Origin of the sequence: Pseudomonas cichorii (assembly GCF_018343775.1) — a bacterium.
Classification (GTDB): domain Bacteria; phylum Pseudomonadota; class Gammaproteobacteria; order Pseudomonadales; family Pseudomonadaceae; genus Aquipseudomonas; species Aquipseudomonas cichorii.
Map to the genome: position 1 here is coordinate 2605460 of NZ_CP074349.1, position 21277 is coordinate 2626736.

Consider the following 21277-nt stretch of genomic DNA (forward strand, 5'->3'; position numbering starts at 1 on the left):
CCCTTAGCCGCGAGGCGCAGTTGCGCTGGCGATTTTGACGGCCGCCTTGGGCGCCACTTGTGACAGATTGCTGGCTTCTAGGGCCTGGCGTTGTTTGAGCAGTGCAGCCAGTGTTTCGCTGGAAGCCATTGGCGTCACTTCAGGGTCTACAGGCTGGCCAGGGCGAACGCGCTGCAAGCCTTTGACGATGATGGTGTCGTCTTTGCCCAGGCCGCTGCGCACGATGCGCAGACCTTCAACCTTGGGGCCCAGCTCGACGAAGCGATAGGTCGGCTTGTTGTCCTTGTCCATCACCAGTACGAATTTCTTGCCCAGATCCGTGCCCACGGCTTCGTCGTTGATCAGCATGGCCGAATAGGTGCCGCTGCCCACCAGCTTGAGGCGTGCGTACAGGCCGGGAGTGAAGCTGCCGTCGGTGTTGTCGAACACGGCGCGACCGCGAATGGTGCCGGTCCGCGGGTTGACCTGGTTGTCGACGAAGTTCATCTGGCCCAGGTGAGGGTTGCCGGCTTCGTTGGACAGCCCTAGATAGACCGGAGTGGTCTGGCCACGCTGGCCCTTGCGCGCCAGTTCGGTGTACTTGAGGAATACGCGCTCGTCGGCGTCGAAGTAGGCGTAGACCTTGTCGGTGGAAACCACACTGGTCAGCGGCGTTACATCGGCAGTCACGATGTTGCCGGCGGTGATTTCGGCACGGCTGACGCGACCGCTGATGGGCGCAGTGACGCGGGTGAAGCTCAGGTTGAGCCTGGCCACGTCCAGTTGTGCCTGGATTGCTGCAACGCCGGCTTTTGCTTCCTGGGCCGAGGTGGTGCGCGAGTCGGCCAGTTCGGCGGAAATTGCATTGTTGGTGCGCAGACGCTCACCGCGTTCGGCTTCGTTTTCACTGCGATTGGCTACGGCGCGAGCCTGTTGCAGTTGAGCTTCAAGACGGCGGACTTCGGCCTGGAAAGGACGTGGGTCGATCTGAAACAGCAAGTCGCCTTTCTTGACCAGTGAGCCATCGGTAAAGGCCACCTGATCAATCTGGCCGGAAACCCGTGGACGAACTTCGACGGTTTCCGGCGCTTCGAGGCGACCGGTGAACTCATCCCATTCGTTGATCGGCTGTTCCAGCACTTTAGCGACACTGACTTTGGCTGCGGCTGGAGCCATGGTGGCCTCAGGTGCGCGTCCGCAGGCACTGATCACGATCAGTGCGAGGGCGGTGAGGGGATAGCGCAAATGAGAGAGAGACTGAGACATGGGAAATCCGCCGATAATGTGAGATGGGCGGATTCTGTTGCGGTGGCAGTCTATTAACGAATCGAATGAACCGAAGGTTACTATCAGCAGGAATGATAAAAGGAACCTTTGCCCCTTTCAGGGATCGGCCATTCGTTTCATTATCAAATGCTCAACGCTTCATTGAGCCTTTGCAGCGGCAAGGTTGGTTTCGAAGAACGAGTACAGCTTGCTCCACGGAATCAGGTCGGCACGGTCATAAAGATCGACGTGTCCGGCACCCGGAACGTAGTAAAGCTCTTTCGGCTCATCGGCGCGCTTGTAGGCGTCCTCACTGAATTCTTTTGAATGCGCCTGATCGCCGGTGGAACTTGTGGGACAAGGGGGAATTTTGATGTGTTTGTGAGAAGAATTCAGTCGTGGTGGATTAAGGGGCTTCTGCGGGGTAGCGCTGATCAGTCAAGGCACACACAAAGTGATCATGCTCGTGGCTGATCGGCATCTGCGGGAAAGCGGTGTTCGACACACCGCCTTCCGGCAAAAGGTGACCGCTATCAGGTCTTGAACTTGCGTACCAGGGCATCCAGCTCGTTGGAGAGGGTTGCCAGGCTGTGGGAGTCATTGCGGGCCGAGTCGGAGAGGTCGGCAATCAGTTGCGCATCGCCATGGATCTGGCTGATGTGGCGGTTGATGTCTTCTGCTACCTGATGCTGTTCTTCGGCCGCCGTGGCGATCTGGGTATTCATGTCGCGGATCACGTCCACCGATTCTCGGATCTGCCCGAAGCTGCTGCGAGCCTGACCGATCTTGGTGACCGATTGTTGCGAGACATCCAGGCTGGCGTGCATCTGTTGCGCCACGGACGCGGTGCGTCTGGCCAGGTTGCCCAGCAGCGTATCGATCTCGGCAGTCGAGTCGGCCGTGCGTTTTGCCAGGGCGCGAACCTCGTCGGCTACTACCGCAAAGCCACGGCCCTGTTCGCCAGCACGAGCGGCTTCGATGGCGGCGTTGAGCGCCAGCAGGTTGGTCTGTTCGGCGATGGAACGAATGGTGTCGAGGATCGACTGGATATCGTTGCTGTCTTTTTCCAGGTCCGACATGTCTTTGGCCGAACGGGCGATTTCCGAACTCAGCTTGTCGACACTGCTCACCGCGTCATCAATCTGTCGCTGACCTTCGCGGGCTTGCTGTTGACCGTTGTCGGCCGATTCCGCGGCCTGGCTGCAGGAGCGGGCGACTTCGTTGGCAGTGGCGACCATTTCATGGAACGCCGTTGACACCATATCCACTGCTTCACGCTGACGGCCTGCCGCTTCTGCCATGTCATTGGAGACACGGGTAGAGCTTTGCGAGGTGTCGAGGATCTTGTGAGCGGCTTGTCCGATATGCTGGATCAGGCTTCGGATCGCGGCCAGGAACTGGTTGAACCAGCCGGCCAGTTGGGCGGTTTCATCCTTGCCGCGCACTGTCAGGCTGTGGGTCAGATCACCTTCGCCCTGGGCAATGCCTTCAAGGCCGCTGGACACGCTATGGATCGGTCGCACGATCACGCGGGCGAAGCTGGCACCGACGATAGCGAAGACGATTGCCAGTACGGCAGCGATGATGCCGATCAGCCAGGTCAGGCGAGTGGCGGAGGCCATGACTTCATCCTGCTTGATCAGGCCGATAAAGCTCCAGCCAAGATCCGGAGACGGGTAGACGTTGGCCATGTAGCGCTCGCCGTTGAGCTGTACTTCGACCAGGCCTTTTTCAGTCTTGGCCAGTTGAGCGAAGCCATCACCCAGATCGCCGAGCTTCTTGAAGTTATGCTCCGGCTGCTTGGGATCGACCAGCACATTGCCGTTCTTTTCCAGCAGGATCAGGTAGCCACTGTCGCCCAGCTTGATGTCTTTGACGATGCCGGTCAGTTGCTTGAGCGACACGTCGATATTCACCACACCGCCGGGATTGCCCAGGGTGTTGGGGATCGCCCGCACGGTACTCATCAGGACGGCGTCATCGCCAGCCCAATAGTAGGCATCGCTGCGCACGGTCTTGCCCAGGTTGTCCATGGCCGTCTTGTACCAGGGACGAACACGTGGGTCGTAATTGCTCATCTTCGGATCTTCCGGCGTCATCACGTAGGTGCCGTTGATCAGACCGTAGGAGACGTAGGAATAAGCCGGGTGGGCCTTGGCGATGCTGACAAAGAATTCAGTGGTCAGCTTGTCGTTTTCGGACTGCGGTGTCGGGGTTGCGCCTGTGTAGTTTCTCAGGTCGCCACCGGCCCCTGCGATCAGCGGATGCGAGGCGATGTAGTTGACGTTCTGGCTGATGCCATCGAAGAACAGCTGCATGGCGTTATCGACCTGACGGATTTCGCGACTGCTGCTGTTCACGAAGTTATCGGTCGCGTTGTTACGCAGGTTTACGATAACGATAGTGGCAACGACGACAATGGGCAGGCACGCAATGACTGCAAAGGCCCACGTCAGTTTCTGTTTGATATTCATCCATGCTCCAGATTTTTCTTGTATATCGTTATCTGACGACGGCAGGCAATAAGCAGACTTCAGACCCTGATCGAGCCTCAAAGCTTCGTCTTATGGCATACCGACAATTTCGGCAGTCCATATGGAATCTTTAGCAAACAAAATGCCATCCATCGTTCATGAATGATAGGTGTCATTTTTATGACCAAGATCACGGCTGATGGCGGCGCTGCACTTCAGCAACAAAGCCTGAAAGCGCTCCTTTGCACCTTCCGGGTCCATGACCGCATCCGGGCCGGACAGGTTGATGGCCGCAGTGACCTGACCCATGTGATCCTTGATCGAAGTGGCAATTGCTGTCGAATAATCGGAGCGATGCAACACCCAGCCACGCTCCCGATCGCTCTGGATCAGGGCTTGCAGCTCGGGCAATGTGCGCGGGGCAGGTGACGGGTAATCGTCCAGCCGGATGTGCTGATAGAGCGCACCCAGCTCTGCTTCCTTCAAGGCCGTGAGCAACATGCGCCCCATAGCGGTGCAGTGGCAGGCAATGCGAGTGCCTACCGGGATATTCACTGACAGGCGTTGCGCCGCGAAGGCGCGATACAGGTACAGGCTGTCGGTCTGTTCGCGAATGCTCAGGTGGCACGATAGCGAAGTACGGTCGCGCAACTCGTTCAGATGCGGCATGGCGACTTCGACGATATCGCGGCTGGCCAGGTAGCTGAAACCATCGCTGATGACCCTGGCGCCCAGCGCGTACTGGGTATTGACCTTGTTCAGGTAGCCCATGTCGGTCAGGGTAAACAGAATCCTGTAGACAGCCGACGTGCTCACTTCCAGGCGTTCGGCGATCTCATTGATGCTGAGCGAGCGCGTCCTTGCGTTGAACATGCCCAGCACACTCAGGCCCCGGGCGAGAGCCGGGACGCTGTAGTCGGTGTCCTTGTTATGGGGGGCAAGTTTTTTCATGAAATGTTAACCATTGAACTCGTTCATGGCATCCAGCACCGCGCCCTTGAAATATTCCAGTGAAGCGCGGTCGCAGAGGATCTGGAAACAGGGCGTCGTGCCCAGGCCGGTATTGATCACGATCACGTTGATACGCGCCGCCGACGTCTGGGCTACCGCACCCTGGCCGAAGGCCTGAGTTTGCAGGTCAACACCACACAGCTTGGCCATCACCTCTGCAATGCAGGCGCCGCTCAGTTGCAGCCAGGCGTGGCTGTCCTGGCGCGGCAGCAGGTAATTGGCGCTATGGTCCAGTTCCCAGCGGGCTTCTTCGTCGGCAATACGTTCGCCCTGGTCGTTGAGGCTGCCCAGAATCAGGTATTCGGTCTGCGACAGGCGTGCGACATGGCTGCCGTCCGCCTGGTGTACTGCCTGGTTCGGTACATCCGGCAACGTGAAGCCACGGGCCTGAAGGTACTCGGCGCTTTGCGTTCCGCGAAAGCCCACGCGCGGGGTATCGGTCAGGTCCACCAGCGTGCACAACCGGACAGGGGGATTTTCGAGAGTGAGGCTGGACATGATCAAAGCTCCTGGCGCTGGTTTTCAGGATCGAAGAAGGGCAGTTTCACCACGGTGGCCTGGACCACGACACCGTCCTCGACCCGGATCGGAATCTGCTGGCCGGGCGTGCTCTGATCAAAGGCGGCGTAGGCCAGACCAATGATTTTGCCCAGGCTCTGTGAGTACTCGCAGGAGGTCACGTTGCCGCTGATGTCCGGCCCCTTGAGCACCAGATGGCCCTCCAGTGGTTGCGGGCTGGCCTTGGGCAGGGTGAAACCCACCAGCTTGCGGGTCTGCGGCTGGGCTTCAAGGATGTCCACCGAGCGGCGACCGACAAAGAACGGCTTGGTACGGCTCACTGCCCAGCCCATGTCGATTTCGCCTGGATGGGTCATGCCGTCGGTGTCCTGGCTAATGATCACGTGGCCTTTTTCAAGGCGCAGCAGGCGCTGGGTTTCGACCCCGAAAGGACGTATGTCGCAGGCCTTGCCGGCTTCGATCAGGGCGTCCCAGAGTCGCAGGGCATGGCGCGCCGGAACGTGGATTTCATAACCCAGTTCACCCACGAAACCCACTCGCAACAGACGGGCCTTGATCCCGGCCACGGTGCCTTGGCGCACTGCCAGGTATGGGAAGCCTTCGGCGGAAAGATCCAGATCGGAGCAGACTTTTTCCAGGACCTTGCGCGAGTCCGGTCCGGCCACGTTGACGGCTGAAATCGCTGCCGTGACGTTGGCGATGTCCACGTTCAGACGCCATTGGGCGTTCCACTTGAGCATTTGCTGGTAGATACGATCCACGCCGCTGGTGGTGGCGGTGACGTAGAAATGGTTATCGGCGAAGCGCGCACAGACGCCGTCGTCTATGACCACGCCATGTTCGTTGGTCATCAACGCATAGCGCGAACGGCCCACCGGCTGCTTGAGAAAAGCGAAGGTGTACATGCGATTGAGCAGTTCGGCGGCGTCCGGGCCGCGTACATCCAGCCCGCCGAGCGTCGAGACGTCGATGATGCCGACCTTGTTACGCACGTGCAGGGCTTCGGCCTGCATGCATTTATCACGCTCGTTTGTCTTCCCGTAATACGCGGGACGCTGCCAGATGCCAGCGGGCATCATCTTCGCTCCTGCTTCTACGTGCCGTTTGTGCATCGGCGTCTGCCGGTACGGATCGAAAGCCCGCCCTGCGACGTGGGCCAGCTTCTCGGCCTCGAAAGGCGGGCGGGCAGTGGTGACACCCGTTTCGCTGATACTGCGTTGTGTCGAAGACGCGACCAGGCGAGCTGTTGGCAACGCCGAATGCCGACCTTGGGACGGACCCATGCCGACTGTGGAATAGCGCTTGACCAGTTGCACGTCGCGGTAGCCGATGCGCGTGGCATTGACGATGTCGCGCACTTGCAGGTCTTCGTCGAAGTCGACGAAATCCTTGCCCTTGGGATGAGGGAAGATAGGCCAGGCAAAGTTGACGCGGGCTTCGGTGCGCAGAGGCTGCGGGCTGGTGTCGGGTTCCAGGCCCAGCGCGGCAACCACTTCGGCGCTGGCATGAATGGCATCGGCCAGCACATTGTCCAGCGCATGATAGCCATGCACCGAGCCGGCTACATTCAGGTTTTTCGGCAGGCCGCTCAGGGTGAATTCCGACAGTTGATCGTCATAGCTCAACTTGCCGCCTGCCTGACACAGCAACTGATAGACCGGCATGTAGCCGCCGGACATGCACAGCAGATCGCACTGGACGGTCAGGCCGCTATTGGCGACCTGACCCTGGCCGGTGATCTTGCGCAGATCTGCGCCGCTCACATGGCGCATGCCTTTTTCATGCAACGCTTCATAGACGGTGGTGCTCGGGTGGCAAGGGATGCCGCGTTTTTCCAGGGCGCTCAGAAGGGCACTGTCTACAGGGTTGGCGCGCATGTCTGCCACGGCAACGACTTCTACGCCCTGATCATGCAGATCCAGAGCGGCCAGATAGCCGTCGTCATTACCGGTCAGAACCACGGCGCGTTTGCCGGGCTTGACGGCATACAGCTTCATCAGGCGCTGTGCGGCGCTGGTCAGCATCACACCGGGCAGGTCGTTGTTGCGGAAAATCACCGGTTGGTCGAACGAGCCGCTGCACACCAGGCAGTGAGTCGCACGCACTTTGTACATGCGCTTGCCCTGAATGACCGGCAGGTAGTTATCGGTGAACCAGGCATTGCAGGTAGCCTGCTTGAGCACGCGAATATTGGCGTGGTCTTCCACAGCATCGATCAGGTTGCGCCGCAGTTTTTCACCACGCTGGCCTTCGATATCGAAACGGGCATAGGTCAGCGAGCCACCGAGAATCGGTTGCTGTTCGATCAGCAAGACCTTGGCACCGGCATTGGCGGCTGTCAGTGCTGCCTGCAAACCGGCCGGGCCTGCACCGATGATCGCCAGATCGGTGAACAGATAAGCCTTGTCGTAATACTCGGGCTGGAATTCAAGGTCCAGCACCCCCAGCCCGGCTTTCTTGCGGATGATCGGTTCCCAGACTTTCCACATGCCCTTGGGTTTGTAGAACGAACGGTAATAGAAGCCCACTGGCATGAACTTCGAGAACTTGCCCAGATAGGCGTCCTTGTCGTTGTCCAGCGAGCCGTTGAAATTTTGCCCGGTCACTTGCAGGCCGGCTTCAAGTGCATGGGCATCGGCCAGTACGTTGGGTTCGCTGGGCAACTGGATCAGCGTATTGGCGTCTTGCCCGGCCATGGTCAGCGGGCCACGCGGACGGTGGTATTTGAACGAACGCGACAGCAGAAAGCGGCCGTTGGCGAGCAGGGCGCTGGCGATGCTGTCGCCTTGCAGTCCCTGATAGGACTTGCCGTCAAAGCTGAACGTCAGCGGCTGATTGCGATCGATCAACAGGCCCATGGGGGCCGGCAGGCGGGTCAGGGTGCTCATCCTGCGATCTCCTTGGACGGGGCCGGTGTGAAATCGACGCGGGCGGTAAAGATTTCCCGTGGGTCGAAGGTGCGGATGATTTCGTCGCTGGCGGTATGGCGCTCGGCCAGGAACCAGTAGCTGGACGGGTTATGCATCCACCATTCGCGCACTACGCCCAGAGTGTCCTCGCTGTTGAAGACGTAATCGGCCCATTCGGCATCGGTGCAGGTCTGAGGGTCGGGCATGAGCTTGAATTCGCCGCCGTAAGTGAATTCGCTGATATTGCGTGGCCCGTTGAGCGGGCATGTCATGACTTTCATGTGTCGCTCTCCGTCAGTGGCTGGCCGCTGTCGCGCCCATTTCGTTGACTTGCCGGAAGGTCGAGAAACGTTCCAGGCCAAAGGGTTTGATCAGGTCCGGCACCTTGCCGCCGCTGGCCACGAGTTCCGCCATGGTCTTGCCGCAGATGGGCGTGGCCTTGAAGCCCCAGGTGCCCCAGCCTGCATCCAGGTAATAATTCTTTACCGGCGAAAGGCCCATGATCGGGCTGTAGTCCGGGGTCATGTCGGTGATCCCGGCCCACTGGCGCATCAACTTTGCATTGGCCAGGAACGGGAACATCTCGATGGCGTGGGCCAGCAGGCTTTCCTTGAGGTCCAGGGTGGAGCGGGTATTGAACAGCGGGTAAGGATCGGAGCCGCCGCCAAACACCACTTCGCCGCGACTGGTCTGCTGCACGTAGCAATGCAGGGCCGATGAACTCACCAGCGGGTCGAGAAAGGGTTTGAACGGTTGGGTCACCATGGCTTGCAGCGGGAAGGTCTGGATCGGTGAGCGAATCCCGGCTTTCTTCATCAATTGCGAACTCATGCCCGCCACCGCCTGCACTGCGCAGCCGCATTTGATGGTGCCGCGATTGGTCTTCACGGCGGTAATGGTGCCGTTTTCAATGACCAGCTCCTGAACTTCGGTGAGCTGATGGATCTCTACGCCACGCTTGGCCGCCTGCTTGGCATAACCCCAGGCCACGGCGTCATGCCGGGCGGTGGCGCCGTCGATGTGCCACAGACCGGCGATCACCGGCAGATGGCCCGGATCGAGGTTGAGGGAAGGCACCAGTTCACGGATCTGCTGGCGGTCGATCATTTCGGTACGGCCACCGAAATGCTTGTTGACCTCGGCGCGCTGGCGGAACGAACGCACCGTCGCGTCGGTATGCGCCAGGGTGAGTTGCCCGCGATGGGAGTACATGATGTTGAAGTCGAACTCGTTGGACAGGCCTTCAAACATCCGCACCGATTCGGCGTAGAAACGCACGCCTTCGCTGGTGAGGTAATTGGAGCGGATGACGGCTGTGTTGCGTGCTGTGTTGCCACCGCCCAGGTAGCCTTTTTCCAGCACGGCGATATTGGTGATGCCGTGGTACTTCGACAGGTAGTACGCAGTGGCCAGGCCGTGACCGCCACCGCCGATGATCACCACGTCATAAGAGGTTTTGAGTTCCTTGGGCGCAGGCAGATCCACCTCGACCGGATACTCCGAGCTGAGCCCGTACTTCAATAGATTGAAAGGCATACGGCCTCCGATTGGCTACGTTGCGCTTGGGCCTGCTGACGGGCAGCGGTCACGGTGTTTTTCATGAGAAAGGCAATGGTCATGGGGCCGACGCCACCCGGCACGGGAGTAATGGCCGAGACTCTGGACAGCGCGCTGTCGAAATCCACATCGCCGACCAGACGGCTGCGGCCGTTGTCCTGGATGCGGTTGATGCCGACGTCGATCACCACGGCGCCGGGCTTGAGCCAACCGGCATCGATCATGCGCGGGCGACCGACAGCCGCGACCACGATATCGGCCAGTAGGCACAGGGCCCTGGCGTCGGCACTGCGCGAATGCACGACAGTCACCGAGCAGTGAGCCTTGAGCAGCAGGGCGGCCATGGGTTTGCCGACGATATTGGAGCGGCCGATCACCACCGCATGCTTGCCGGTGAGATCACCACAGGTGTCCTCCAGCAACTGCATGCAGCCACTGGGCGTGCAGGGGGTCAGCACATCGCGGCCCTGGCTCAGACCGCCGACGTTTTCACTGTGAAAACCGTCCACGTCCTTGCACGGGTCGATGGCCTGCAAGGCCCGGGCTTCTTCGATATGGGGCGGCAGTGGCAGTTGCAGCAGGATGCCGTTGACCTTCGGGTCTGCATTCAACTCGCTGATCAGCGCCAGCAAGCGGGCCTGGGAGCTGTCCGCAGAGAGTCGGTATTCCAGCGAGTGAATGCCGGCTTCCTCGGCGCGCAGGATCTTGTTGCGCACATAGACCTGACTGGCCGGGTCTTCCCCCACCAGAATCACCGCCAGCGCAGGCTCTATGCCCTCGGTCTTGAGTCGCTGGACATCGGCTTTGACCTGCTGCAGCACTCGACCTGCAGCCGCCTTGCCATCAATCAGTTTTGAAGTGTTCACCTGAAGATCACCGTTCTGTCCGTGTTGAGGAACACACGATGCTCAAGGTGGTATTTCACCGCCCTGGACAGCGCAATGGTCTCGGTATTGCGGCCAGCGGCCACCAGATCGTCAGGCAGGTAGACGTGATCCACACGCTGCACCTCCTGCTCGATGATCGGCCCTTCGTCCAGGTCGCTGGTGACGTAATGCGCGGTTGCGCCGATCAGTTTCACGCCACGTTCGTAAGCCTGGTGATAAGGCTTGGCGCCCTTGAAAGCGGGCAGAAAGGAGTGATGGATATTGATTGCCCGGCCCGACAGTTGCTGGCACAGGTCATCGGAAAGGATCTGCATGTAGCGGGCGAGCACCACCAGTTCGGTGCCGGTTTCATCGACCACTTTCATCAGCGCCGCTTCCTGCTGGGCCTTGATTTCCTTGGTAACCGGCAGGTAGATGAAACGAATGCCTTCACGCTCGGCCATCGGGCGCAGGTCCAGATGGTTGGAGACGATGGCGGTGATGGTCATGTCCATCTCGCCTTTGTGGTAGCGATACAGAAGGTCGGTCAGGCAATGGTCGAACTTGCTGACCATCAACAGTACGCGCATGGGGTGGCGCGTGTCGTGCAGTTCCCACTGCATGGAAAAGTCACTGGCGACGGCGTCGAAACCGTCCTTGAGCTGCTGGATATCGCCTTGATGACCATCGTTGAAGCGAAACACCGCACGCATGAAGAATTTGCCGCTGAACTCGTCATCGAACTGGGCCATTTCACCGATGTAGCACTGGTTGTCTGCCAGATAGGAAGTCACCGCCGCGACAATGCCGGAAGTCGCCGGGCAACTGATCTTGAGGATGAAATGGTTCTTTTCGTGTTGCATGGCTTGTCCTCTGGAAAGTGGCGGCAGCTCAGCGCAGGGCGAAATATTCGGGGGTGAACATTATTTTTGCGGATGAATAAAAATTCCTGATGGGAATTAAATATTCACAGATGGCGTTTTATAGGCGAAAGAATCTGTAGCGTCCAGAGGTTTTTGGAAACTTTTTTAACTGTGGGGAAATTTTTGTGATGGGCTTTCGCGAATAAACGGAGCGCCGCCCGATTGCTCCTACACAGCCTGCATAGGAGCGAATTCATTCGCGAAAAAGGTTCAGAGGAAGGCCGACTGTTAACTCACTCGCCCTGTGCCCCATAGTTCATGATCGACAACAGACGAATCGGCACTTGCACCAGCTGTTCCGGCCCATGAGGAATCTCGCCGTCGAAGGTCAGGCTGTCTCCAGCCTCCATGCGATACACCTGATTGCCATGGCGATAGATCAGCTCACCTTCCAGCAGGTGCAGGAATTCGGTGCCAGGGTGGGAGAAGGTCGGGAACTCTTCGCTGGCATCGTCCATGGTCACCATGTAGGCCTCGAAACTTTTCTTCGGCCCGCGTGTGTGGTTGAGCAGGTGATAGGTGTGGCCTTTCTCGGTTCCACGCCTCACCACTTCCAGCCCTTCATCGGCCTTGACCAACAGCGCGCTGCTGCCTTGTTGATCGTACTGGCTGAACAGTTTGGACATGGGCATGCCCAACACGTCGCACAGGCGGCTGAGGTTATCCAGGCTGGTGGACACCTGAGCGTTTTCGATCTTGCTCAACATGCCCTGGCTGATGCCGGCGATACGGGCCACGTCGGCCAGTTTCAATTCCTGGGCCTGACGCTGGCGCTTGATCTGGATACCCAGGTATTGCTCAAGCTTCAGCTTGGGTTGGGGTTCGTTCGGCATATTCATCGGCTTTGCACGGTTTCCGCTCAATAATTTTTATTTCGCACCATGAATGTGCGAGATCCCTGTCCGCGCAGTGGCGTGCGTCGGTTTATTCCCTCAAGGAAAACGAGTTTCCCATATATACAGCGGAAATTCCGCCTTTGGCTGAATTCGACTTTTGGTATACCAAGATGGCAAGGGCTTTGCATTCCTGAAGGGAAAGTAATTTTCCTGATCGGAATAAGTGTTCCGGCAGGAAGTGAACAGCGGTCCCCACCTCAACGTTTTGCTTTCGCCAGGAGACAAGTCTCATGTTGCCAACAGAAACACAGCGTCTGATCGAGGAGCACGGCATCAAGTACGTGCTGGCTCAGTTCGTGGATATCCATGGCTCCTCCAAGACCAAATCGGTTCCTGTCTCGGGCCTGGAGATGGTGATCGAAGATGGCGCCGGTTTTGCCGGTTTCGCCATCTGTGGCATGGGCATGGAGCCTCATGGCCCGGATTTCATGGCCAAGGGCGATCTCTCTTCGCTGACGCCGGTGCCCTGGCAGCCGGGTTATGGCCGGGTGGTGTGTATCGGTCACGTCGAAGGCAAGCCCTGGCCTTATGACAGTCGTTACGTGTTGCAACAGCAGGTCGAGCGCCTCAGCCAGCGGGGCTGGACCCTCAATACCGGCCTGGAACCTGAATTCAGTCTGTTCAAACGCGATGCGGCGGGCAGCCTGCAACTGGTGGACAACAGCGATAGCCTGGACAAACCGTGCTACGACTACAAAGGCCTGTCACGTTCCCGGGAATTCCTTGAGCGCTTGACCGAAGCCTTACAGCCAGTGGGTTTCGACATCTACCAGATCGACCACGAAGACGCCAACGGCCAGTTCGAGATCAATTACACCTACAGCGATGCCATGGAGTCGGCGGACCGCTTCACTTTCTTCCGCATGGCGGCCGGCGAGATCGCCAATGACATGGGCATGATCTGCTCGTTCATGCCAAAGCCCGATCCCAAGCGCGCCGGTAACGGCATGCACTTTCATCTGTCGATCAGCAGCGCCACCAACAAGAACATGTTCCATGACGCCAGCGACCCGAGCGGCATGGGCCTGTCGAAAATGGCTTACCACTTCGCCGCCGGGCTACTGGCCCACGGCCCGGCCCTGTGTGCCTTTGCGGCACCGACGGTCAACTCCTACAAGCGTCTGGTGGTGGGTAACTCGTTGTCCGGTGCGACCTGGGCTCCGGCCTTTATCGCCTTTGGCGCCAACAACCGCTCGGCCATGGTGCGAGTGCCTTATGGCCGTCTCGAATTCCGCCTGCCGGACGCCGGTTGCAACCCGTATCTGGTCAGTGCCGCGATCATCGCCGCAGGCCTGGACGGTATTGATCGGCAACTGACGATCGACACCGTCTGCAATGAAAACCTCTACAAGCTGAGCCTGGAAGAAATCGCCGCACGAGGCATCAAGACCCTGCCGCAATCCCTCAAGGAAGCCTGCGACGCCCTGGAAGCCGACCCGTTGTTCGCCGAAGTGCTGGGCAACGAAATCGTTGGCGAATTCATCAAGCTCAAACGCATGGAATGGGTGGAATACAGCCGCCACGTCAGCGACTGGGAAGTGAAGCGGTATACGGAATTTTTTTGAATTCAGCTGCAAGTTTTTAGCTGCAAGCTGCAAGTAAAAGCAGTCGGCGGCGGACACAGGATTTTCAATTAACCCGGACAGCTTGCAGCTTATGGCTTGCAGCTTTCCTCGCGAAGTGAGACTGCCCCTATGTGCGGAATTGTTGGTTTGTACCTGAAAAACCCGGCGCTGGAGTCCCAGCTCGGAAAGCTGTTCGAGCCGATGCTTGAAGCGATGACCGATCGTGGTCCTGACAGTGCCGGGTTTGCGATTTATGGGGATGAAGTGACCGATGGCTGGGTCAAGCTGACCTTGCAGGCCACCACCGAAGGGTACGACTTCAAGGCGCTGATCGCGGCGCTGGAAGGCAAACTCGGCGCGTCACTGGACTGGTTCCAGAATGCGAGCGCCGTGGTGCTGAAGATCCAGGCTGAAGAAGCCGTTGTGCGTGCGGCTCTGGGTGAGCTGGCACCGACCGTGCGCATCATGAGCGCGGGCAAGAGCATCGAAATCCTCAAGGGCATGGGCTTGCCGAAAGAGATTTCCGAGCGTTTTGGCCTGAGCAGCATGAAAGGCAGCCACATCATCGGCCACACGCGCATGGCCACTGAAAGCGCCGTGACCATGGAAGGCAGTCACCCGTTTTCCACCGGCGCCGACCTGTGCCTGGTACACAACGGCTCGCTCTCCAACCACTTTCGTCTGCGTCAGGAACTGCGCCGCGAAGGGATCAACTTCGACACCGAGAACGACACGGAAGTCGCCGCCGGTTATCTGGCCTGGCGCCTTCAGCAGGGCGATTCCCTGAAGACCGCGCTGGACAGCTCGCTGGAAGCACTGGATGGCTTCTTCACCTTTGCCATCGGCACCCGCAACGGCTTTGCTGTGATTCGCGACCCGATTGCCTGCAAGCCGGCGATTCTCGCCGAGACCGATGATTACGTCGCGATGGCTTCGGAATATCAGGCGCTGTCGAGCCTGCCGGGGATCGAGAAGGCCAAAGTCTGGGAACCTGTTCCCGCCACCATGTACATCTGGGAACGCGAGTCGGCTTAAGGAGCACGCACATGAAAACCATCGATCTTTCCACTGCCAGCGTGCGTGACCTCAATCAGGCGCTGCACGATCAAGTCAGACAACTCGAGGAACGCGAGTGGGTCGTGACCCATCCCAACGGCGCTCACAACCTGGCGGTTGGCGTCAACGAAGCGGTGTCCGTGGATATTCAGGGGCACGCCGGCTATTACTGCGCCGGCATGAACCAGAAGGCCTCGATCACCGTGCATGGCAACGTCGGCGTCGGGTGTGCCGAAAACATGATGTCCGGTTATGTGCGGGTCAAAGGCAGCGCCTCACAAGCTGCGGGCGCGACTGCTCATGGCGGTTTGCTGGTCATCGAAGGTGATGCGGGTGCTCGTTGCGGCATTTCCATGAAGGGTATCGACATCGTGGTCGGCGGCAGCATTGGCCACATGAGCTGCTTCATGGGCCAGGCCGGTCGGCTGGTGGTCTGTGGCGATGCAGGCGATGCACTGGGCGATTCGCTGTACGAAACGAAGATTTTCGTCAAAGGCAGCGTGGAGTCCCTGGGTTCCGACTGCATCGAGAAAGAGATGCGCCCGGAGCATCTGGAAGAGCTGCAAGAGCTGCTCAATCGCGCCGGTTTCAATGAAAAGGCCGCCGATTTCAAACGCTACGGCTCGGCCCGTCAGCTCTACAACTTCAAAGTCGATAACGCCTCCGCGTACTGATCCAGGAGCATCATCATGAGTGACAAACCAACTCCAGTCCTGCGCGAGTCCGCGACCTTCGACCGCCTGACCATTCAGGAAATCCAGCGTGCTGCTGAAACCGGCATCTACGACATTCGCGGTGGCGGCACCAAACGCAAGCTTCCGCATTTCGATGACCTGCTGCTGCTCGGCGCCAGCGTTTCCCGCTACCCGCTGGAAGGCTATCGCGAGAAGTGCGGGACCGATGTCATCCTTGGCAATCGTTTCGCCAAGAAGCCGATCCACCTGAAGATTCCGGTGACTATCGCGGGTATGAGCTTTGGTGCCTTGTCGGCCAATGCCAAGGAAGCACTGGGCCGTGGCGCGACCATCGCAGGTACCAGCACCACCACCGGTGACGGCGGCATGACCCCGGAAGAGCGCGGTCAGTCCCAGCACCTGGTCTATCAATACCTGCCATCGCGCTATGGCATGAACCCTGATGATCTGCGCAAGGCCGATGCCATCGAAATCGTGCTGGGGCAGGGCGCCAAACCGGGTGGTGGCGGCATGCTGCTGGGCATGAAGGTCACTGAGCGCGTTGCGGGCATGCGGACGCTGCCCATCGGTGTCGATCAGCGTTCGGCCTGCCGTCACCCGGACTGGACCGGCCCGGACGATCTGGCAATCAAGATTGCCGAGATCCGCGAAATCACCGACTGGGAAAAGCCGATCTACGTGAAGATCGGTGCGAGCCGCCCGTATTACGACGTCAAGCTGGCAGTCAAGGCCGGTGCGGATGTGATTGTGCTCGATGGCATGCAAGGCGGTACGGCGGCGACTCAGGAGGTGTTCATCGAACACGTGGGCATCCCGATTCTGCCAGCCATTCCTCAGGCCGTTCAGGCGTTGCAGGAAATGGGCATGCATCGCAAGGTGCAACTGATCGTGTCCGGCGGCATTCGTAACGGTGCCGACGTGGCCAAGGCCATGGCCCTCGGTGCCGATGCGGTTGCCATCGGCACGGCGGCGCTGATTGCGCTGGGCGATAACCATCCGCGTCTGGACGAGGAGTTGAAGAAGATCGGCTCGGCGGCCGGTTTCTACGACGACTGGCAGAACGGCCGCGACCCGGCAGGTATCACCACTCAGGACCCGGAACTGTCCAAGCGTCTGGACCCGGTCGAAGGCGGGCGTCGTCTGGCAAATTACTTGCGTGTATTGGTGCTGGAAGCCCAGACCATGGCCCGCGCCTGCGGCAAGTCGCACCTGCACAACCTCGATCCCGAGGATCTGGTGGCGCTGACGGTGGAGTCTGCAGCCATGGCGCGAGTGCCTTTGGCCGGAACCAGCTGGATTCCAGGTCAGCAGTACTGATCCCCCCGTAGGAGCGAATTTATTCGCGAATGTGCGGAGCGCCGCCCGATTCGCTCCTACGGAGTTTTATCTATAAAGAGGCCGCAAAGGCCCGCAGTTTCAAGCCACTCTGCTTTCTGCCCGACACTTTCCATTCCCATGCAGGAGCTTTGATAATGGTTAATCGTCCTATCGGCAAATCCCTTCTGGCGTTACTGGCAGTCGGCGCTTTTTCTCCTCTGGCCCTGGCGGCCGAAACCCCTGTTCTCAATACCGGCAGCACCGCCTGGATGATCACCGCCGCCGTGCTGGTGCTGTTCATGTGCCTGCCTGGCCTGGCGCTGTTTTATGGCGGTCTGGTGCGGGCCAAGAACATGCTTTCGTTGTTTACCCAGTGTTTCGGTATTGCAGGGCTGGTGGGTGTGTTGTGGATCATCTACGGCTACAGCATGGTGGTCGACACCAGCAACATGGTTGAAGGTGAAGTGACCTTCAACAGCTTTGTCGGCGGCCTGAGCCGTGTCTTTCTGGCGGGCATGACGCCGGACAGTCTGGTGGGCGAGATTCCTGAAGGGGTGTTCGTGACCTTCCAGATGACTTTCGCCATCATCACCCCGGCACTGATTGCAGGTGCCTTTGCCGAGCGCATGAAGTTCTCGGCAGCGCTGCTGTTCATGGCGATCTGGTTCACTCTGGTCTACGCGCCGGTGGCGCACATGGTCTGGGGCGGAGCGGGGGCCTTGATGCATAACTGGGGCGTGCTGGACTTTGCGGGCGGCACCGCCGTGCATATCAATGCCGGGGTTGCGGCACTGGCGGCCTGTCTGGTGCTGGGCAAGCGCAAGGGCTATCAGAACACGCCAATGCCTGCGCATAACCTGAGCCTGACCATGGCCGGTGCGGCGATGCTGTGGGTCGGCTGGTTCGGTTTCAACATCGGCTCAGGCGGCGGCCTGAGCGGCACGTCGGGCATCGTCATGCTCAATACTCAGGTAGGCGCTTGCGCCGGTATTCTGGGCTGGATGTTTACCGAGTGGTTCAAGGTCGGCAAGCCCAGCGCATTGGGTCTGGCCAGCGGCGCATTGGCCGGCCTGGTGGGGATTACTCCGGCTTGCGCCTATGTCGGTGTCGGCGGAGCCCTGGCAATCGGCTTGTTGTGTGGCGTGTTCTGCTACTTGAGCGTGACCGTCCTGAAGAAGCGCCTGGGCTATGACGACAGCCTGGATGTATTCGGCCTGCACGGTGTGGGCGGCATGATCGGTGCGGTGCTGACCGGTGTGTTCTGTTTACCGTCGATGGGCGGTCTGGTGCCGGATGTGAGCATGGGCGCTCAGGTCATCGCGCAGATCAAGGGTGTGCTGTTCACCACGGTTTATTGCTTCGTGGTCAGCTGGGGGATTCTCAAGCTCGTCAACGCCCTGATCGGCTTGCGTGCTCATGAATCGGTGGAAGAGATGGGGCTGGATCTGGCCGAGCACAATGAGCGTGCTTATAACCATTAAAGGAAGTTGAAGCAGGAGCGAATTCATTCGCGATTTTCGCGGATAAATCCGCTCCTGCAGACGACTCAGCGAAACGCTGGTATTACGTGCTTGATGAACAGTTCCAGCGATTTCTTCTTCTCGGCGTGCGACAGGCTGTTGTCACACCAGAAGCTGAACTCATCGACGCCCAGTTCCTGGTAGTAACGGATGCGCGGGATGATTTCTTCCGGCGTGCCGATCATGGTGTTCTTGCGGATGTTTTCCAGCTCGAACTCCGGGCGTTCCTTGAATTTCTCTTCCGGGCTTGGCGCCAGAAAGCCATTGACCGGTGTCTGCTTGTTGCCGAACCAGGCATCGAAGGTGCGATAGAACTTCGAGATCGCGGTCGCGCCGACTTTCCAGCCTTCGGGCTCGTCAGCAGTGTGGACGTGGGTGTGGCGCAGGACCATCAATTGCGGGCGAGGGACGCTTGGGTTGTTGTCCAGCGCGGCCTGGAACTTGTTCTTCAGGTCCAGAACCTCTTCATCGCCTTTCATCAGCGGCGTGACCATGACGTTGCAGCCGTTCTGCACCGCAAAGTTGTGGGAATCCGGGTCGCGGGCGGCGATCCACATCGGTGGCGTATTGACCGGTTTCGGCACACAGGTGGAGGTGGGGAATTTCCAGATATCGCCGTCGTGCGCATAGTCGCCTTGCCACAGGGCCTTGACCACGGGGACCATTTCACGAAGGGCCTTGCCGCCTTCAGAGGCTGGCATGCCACCCGCCATGCGATCGAACTCGACCTGATAGGCGCCGCGAGCCAGACCCACTTCCATGCGCCCATTGCTGATGACATCCAGCAGCGCGCATTCGCCGGCTACCCGCAACGGGTGCCAGAACGGAGCAATGATAGTGCCTGCGCCCAGGTGGATAGTGCTGGTTCTGGCAGCGAGATAGGCCAGCAGCGGCATCGGGCTTGGAGAAATGGTGTATTCCATTGCATGGTGTTCGCCGATCCAGACGGTACTGAATCCGCCTTTTTCGGCCAGCAGCGTCAGTTCGGTCAGGTCCTCGAACAACTGGCGATGGCTGACTTGCTCATCCCAGCGTTCCATGTGCACGAACAACGAAAATTTCATGACACTCACCTCGGTTCAATCGTGGCGCCTCAGAAGGGCGGAGCCGATATTTTTTTGGTATACCGCAATGCTGTGTGGTGATGCAGCTCAGACGTGTGGGTCAGCCTGTTTTGTCTGATGGTATACCGTAATACTTTCTGTGCAAGTATTTTTTGGTGAGGGTCGGCTTCTCCACCAGGAAACTCACTTCATGTGCAGCGCATAGCCTGGCGTCCAGCTTTCCAGCCGGTATTGCTCGGCAATCATGGCGCAGTAGCTCAGGCGGGTCAGGTACGCGCCGCGGGCATCGAGGTAGGAATGGATCTGCGCGGCTTCACTGCATATCGCCAGTTTGCGCCCGCGCAGCAGGCCGAATGACTGGGCCGAACGCATGGCACCCATGGGCTCTGGGTCGGCAATCAATAGCGCGCCTTCGGGCACCGAGGCTTCATAGACTCGCACGAAGCGCTCGGCGGATCGATCCGGCAGGTAAGGCGCCATGAAGTAATGAATGTCATCGCGAAACGGCAGCGCCTCGATATGCGTCGGCAAGCGGATCAGGCCACTGCTGTAGAGAAAGTAGACGAACAGAATCACGATGGGTGAGGTCAGTGTCGACAGGTTCAGCAGGGCAGTTCTCATGCGACAGCGGGCCAGTAGCGCCTGAAGCTGAATCACGCCCAGAATGCTGAACAGCGCCACGCCGGGCAGGAAGAAGACAAAGCGATCGGTCACGTTGTATGAAGCCGCGAACACCAGATTCAGCAACCCTGCGCTCCACAGCAGTCGCAGCCTTTTGCCACGGGGAAAGACGAGCAGCCCCAACAGTTGCGGCCCCAGCAATGAGAGCAGCAACAAGCCTACGGATTTTTTCTCGTACCACATGATATCGAAGCGCAGCAGACTGCCTTCCCGGTTGATGTCACCCACAATGGCGGACGAACCGGTGAAGTAGCGGCGGCCTGTTTCCAGCATGCTCATCGGGACCTGCAGGTCATGGACGATGGCTGGCAAGGCGACAGCGATACCCGCAATGAAACCTGGCAGGGTCATCAGAGTGCGCAGCCTGTGCCGGTACAGCAACTGGATGTAGAGCGGCAGCAGCACCACAAAGGTCAGTTGGTGAGTCGCCGCACCAAGCCCGGTCAGCAGGCCGATCACAAGCAGCTTCCTGGAATCGCCCAGGCGCGCTCCTGCACTGAACTGCACCCAGTAGGCCATCAGCATCAGCAAGGTATGCAGCACATACACATCTGCCTTGGTCGATACCCAGAACACGGCATGGGACAGCACGCTGACCACGGCGGCGAGCATGGCCTGCCGTGAGGTGGCGCCTGCGCTCGTGGCCAGCCGATAGATGATCCAGGCCAGCGGCAGCAGAAGCATCGAGTTGAGCAGGCTCAAGGTCTGAGGGCCGAATAACTGGAAGAACAGCGTCGTGACGAACCGATAGAGGGGATGTTCCACCGGGCCAAGTGACTGGCTGAAGTACTGACCCTGACTGGCATCGACCAGCAACAGGCCGTTGTCCCGCCACTGGATCGGGCCGCTGGAGGCGACAAAGCTTGCGGCAATCGCGGCACATACCAGCAGCAGGGGAATGATAGGGAGCAATGATGAAGCGCGCTGGTTTTTGTCCGGGCTCATGGAAGGGGTCTCGGGGGCAAGTGAGGGATGGCGC

Annotated in this window: 17 protein-coding genes and 2 pseudogenes; 5 read left to right on the top strand and 14 right to left on the bottom strand. The window is 59.2% G+C overall.

What is annotated here, in order from left to right; all coding sequences use genetic code 11:
- Nucleotides 1–3 precede the first annotated feature (3 nt).
- The 12 genes and pseudogenes from mexE to KGD89_RS11575 all read right to left on the bottom strand — a co-directional run bounded on the left by mexE (nucleotide 4) and on the right by KGD89_RS11575 (nucleotide 12343).
- A complete protein-coding gene (mexE, locus tag KGD89_RS11525; protein ID WP_025259935.1) occupies nucleotides 4–1245 on the bottom strand; it encodes a multidrug efflux RND transporter periplasmic adaptor subunit MexE in 1242 nt (413 codons plus the stop codon).
- Between the two features lie 159 nt (nucleotides 1246–1404).
- Nucleotides 1405–1587 (bottom strand): annotated as a pseudogene (locus KGD89_RS11530) (alpha/beta hydrolase); the annotation flags it as partial.
- A 191-nt stretch (nucleotides 1588–1778) separates the two neighbouring features.
- Nucleotides 1779–2546 (bottom strand): methyl-accepting chemotaxis protein, encoded by a 768-nt coding sequence (locus tag KGD89_RS26415; RefSeq protein WP_371874282.1) that lies wholly within the window; start codon nucleotides 2544–2546, stop codon nucleotides 1779–1781.
- Between the two features lie 138 nt (nucleotides 2547–2684).
- Nucleotides 2685–3719 (bottom strand): annotated as a pseudogene (locus tag KGD89_RS26420) (HAMP domain-containing protein); the annotation flags it as partial.
- A 156-nt stretch (nucleotides 3720–3875) separates the two neighbouring features.
- Complete coding sequence (locus KGD89_RS11540; RefSeq protein WP_038399830.1) at nucleotides 3876–4670, bottom strand: IclR family transcriptional regulator; 795 nt, start codon at nucleotides 4668–4670, stop codon at nucleotides 3876–3878.
- A 6-nt stretch (nucleotides 4671–4676) separates the two neighbouring features.
- The gene (locus KGD89_RS11545) at nucleotides 4677–5228 is read right to left on the bottom strand and encodes a sarcosine oxidase subunit gamma (protein WP_038399832.1); all 552 of its coding nucleotides are present in this window, start codon (nucleotides 5226–5228) and stop codon (nucleotides 4677–4679) included.
- Nucleotides 5229–5230: 2 nt separating this feature from the next.
- Nucleotides 5231–8137: a 2Fe-2S iron-sulfur cluster-binding protein gene (locus KGD89_RS11550; protein WP_025259938.1), complete on the bottom strand. Its 2907-nt coding sequence runs from the start codon at nucleotides 8135–8137 to the stop codon at nucleotides 5231–5233.
- Entirely contained in the window at nucleotides 8134–8439 is a 306-nt protein-coding gene (locus KGD89_RS11555) for a sarcosine oxidase subunit delta (protein ID WP_025259939.1), read from the bottom strand. The genes KGD89_RS11550 and KGD89_RS11555 overlap by 4 nt, the downstream gene beginning before the upstream one ends.
- Before the next feature lie 13 nt (nucleotides 8440–8452).
- A complete protein-coding gene (locus KGD89_RS11560) occupies nucleotides 8453–9694 on the bottom strand; it encodes an FAD-dependent oxidoreductase (RefSeq protein WP_025259940.1) in 1242 nt (413 codons plus the stop codon).
- The gene (gene folD / locus KGD89_RS11565; RefSeq protein WP_025259941.1) at nucleotides 9676–10581 is read right to left on the bottom strand and encodes a bifunctional methylenetetrahydrofolate dehydrogenase/methenyltetrahydrofolate cyclohydrolase FolD; all 906 of its coding nucleotides are present in this window, start codon (nucleotides 10579–10581) and stop codon (nucleotides 9676–9678) included. The genes KGD89_RS11560 and folD overlap by 19 nt, the downstream gene beginning before the upstream one ends.
- Entirely contained in the window at nucleotides 10578–11444 is an 867-nt protein-coding gene (gene purU / locus KGD89_RS11570) for a formyltetrahydrofolate deformylase (protein ID WP_025259942.1), read from the bottom strand. Before purU ends, folD begins: the two co-directional genes overlap by 4 nt.
- Before the next feature lie 293 nt (nucleotides 11445–11737).
- Nucleotides 11738–12343 carry a helix-turn-helix domain-containing protein gene (locus tag KGD89_RS11575; protein ID WP_025259943.1) on the bottom strand — a complete coding sequence of 202 codons (606 nt, stop codon included), beginning with the start codon at nucleotides 12341–12343 and terminating at the stop codon, nucleotides 11738–11740.
- 287 nt (nucleotides 12344–12630) lie between these two features.
- Here KGD89_RS11575 and glnT point away from each other — a divergent pair, with 287 nt between their 5' ends.
- From glnT to KGD89_RS11600, 5 genes are all read left to right on the top strand, one after another.
- Nucleotides 12631–13965, top strand: a complete 1335-nt coding sequence (gene glnT, locus KGD89_RS11580; protein ID WP_025259944.1) for a type III glutamate--ammonia ligase — start codon at nucleotides 12631–12633, stop codon at nucleotides 13963–13965.
- 129 nt (nucleotides 13966–14094) lie between these two features.
- Complete coding sequence (locus KGD89_RS11585; protein WP_025259945.1) at nucleotides 14095–15000, top strand: class II glutamine amidotransferase; 906 nt, start codon at nucleotides 14095–14097, stop codon at nucleotides 14998–15000.
- A gap of 11 nt (nucleotides 15001–15011) precedes the next feature.
- Complete coding sequence (locus KGD89_RS11590; RefSeq protein WP_025259946.1) at nucleotides 15012–15695, top strand: GltB/FmdC/FwdC-like GXGXG domain-containing protein; 684 nt, start codon at nucleotides 15012–15014, stop codon at nucleotides 15693–15695.
- Between the two features lie 15 nt (nucleotides 15696–15710).
- A complete protein-coding gene (locus KGD89_RS11595) occupies nucleotides 15711–17033 on the top strand; it encodes an FMN-binding glutamate synthase family protein (RefSeq protein WP_025259947.1) in 1323 nt (440 codons plus the stop codon).
- Nucleotides 17034–17188: 155 nt separating this feature from the next.
- Nucleotides 17189–18514: an ammonium transporter gene (locus KGD89_RS11600; protein WP_025259948.1), complete on the top strand. Its 1326-nt coding sequence runs from the start codon at nucleotides 17189–17191 to the stop codon at nucleotides 18512–18514.
- A gap of 65 nt (nucleotides 18515–18579) precedes the next feature.
- On the opposite strand, the gene KGD89_RS11605 is transcribed toward KGD89_RS11600, so the two are convergent.
- Together KGD89_RS11605 and KGD89_RS11610 are read right to left on the bottom strand one after the other, a co-directional pair.
- Entirely contained in the window at nucleotides 18580–19617 is a 1038-nt protein-coding gene (locus KGD89_RS11605; protein ID WP_025259949.1) for an LLM class flavin-dependent oxidoreductase, read from the bottom strand.
- Nucleotides 19618–19800: 183 nt separating this feature from the next.
- Nucleotides 19801–21243 (bottom strand): glycosyltransferase family 39 protein, encoded by a 1443-nt coding sequence (locus KGD89_RS11610; RefSeq protein WP_025259950.1) that lies wholly within the window; start codon nucleotides 21241–21243, stop codon nucleotides 19801–19803.
- Nucleotides 21244–21277 lie beyond the last annotated feature (34 nt).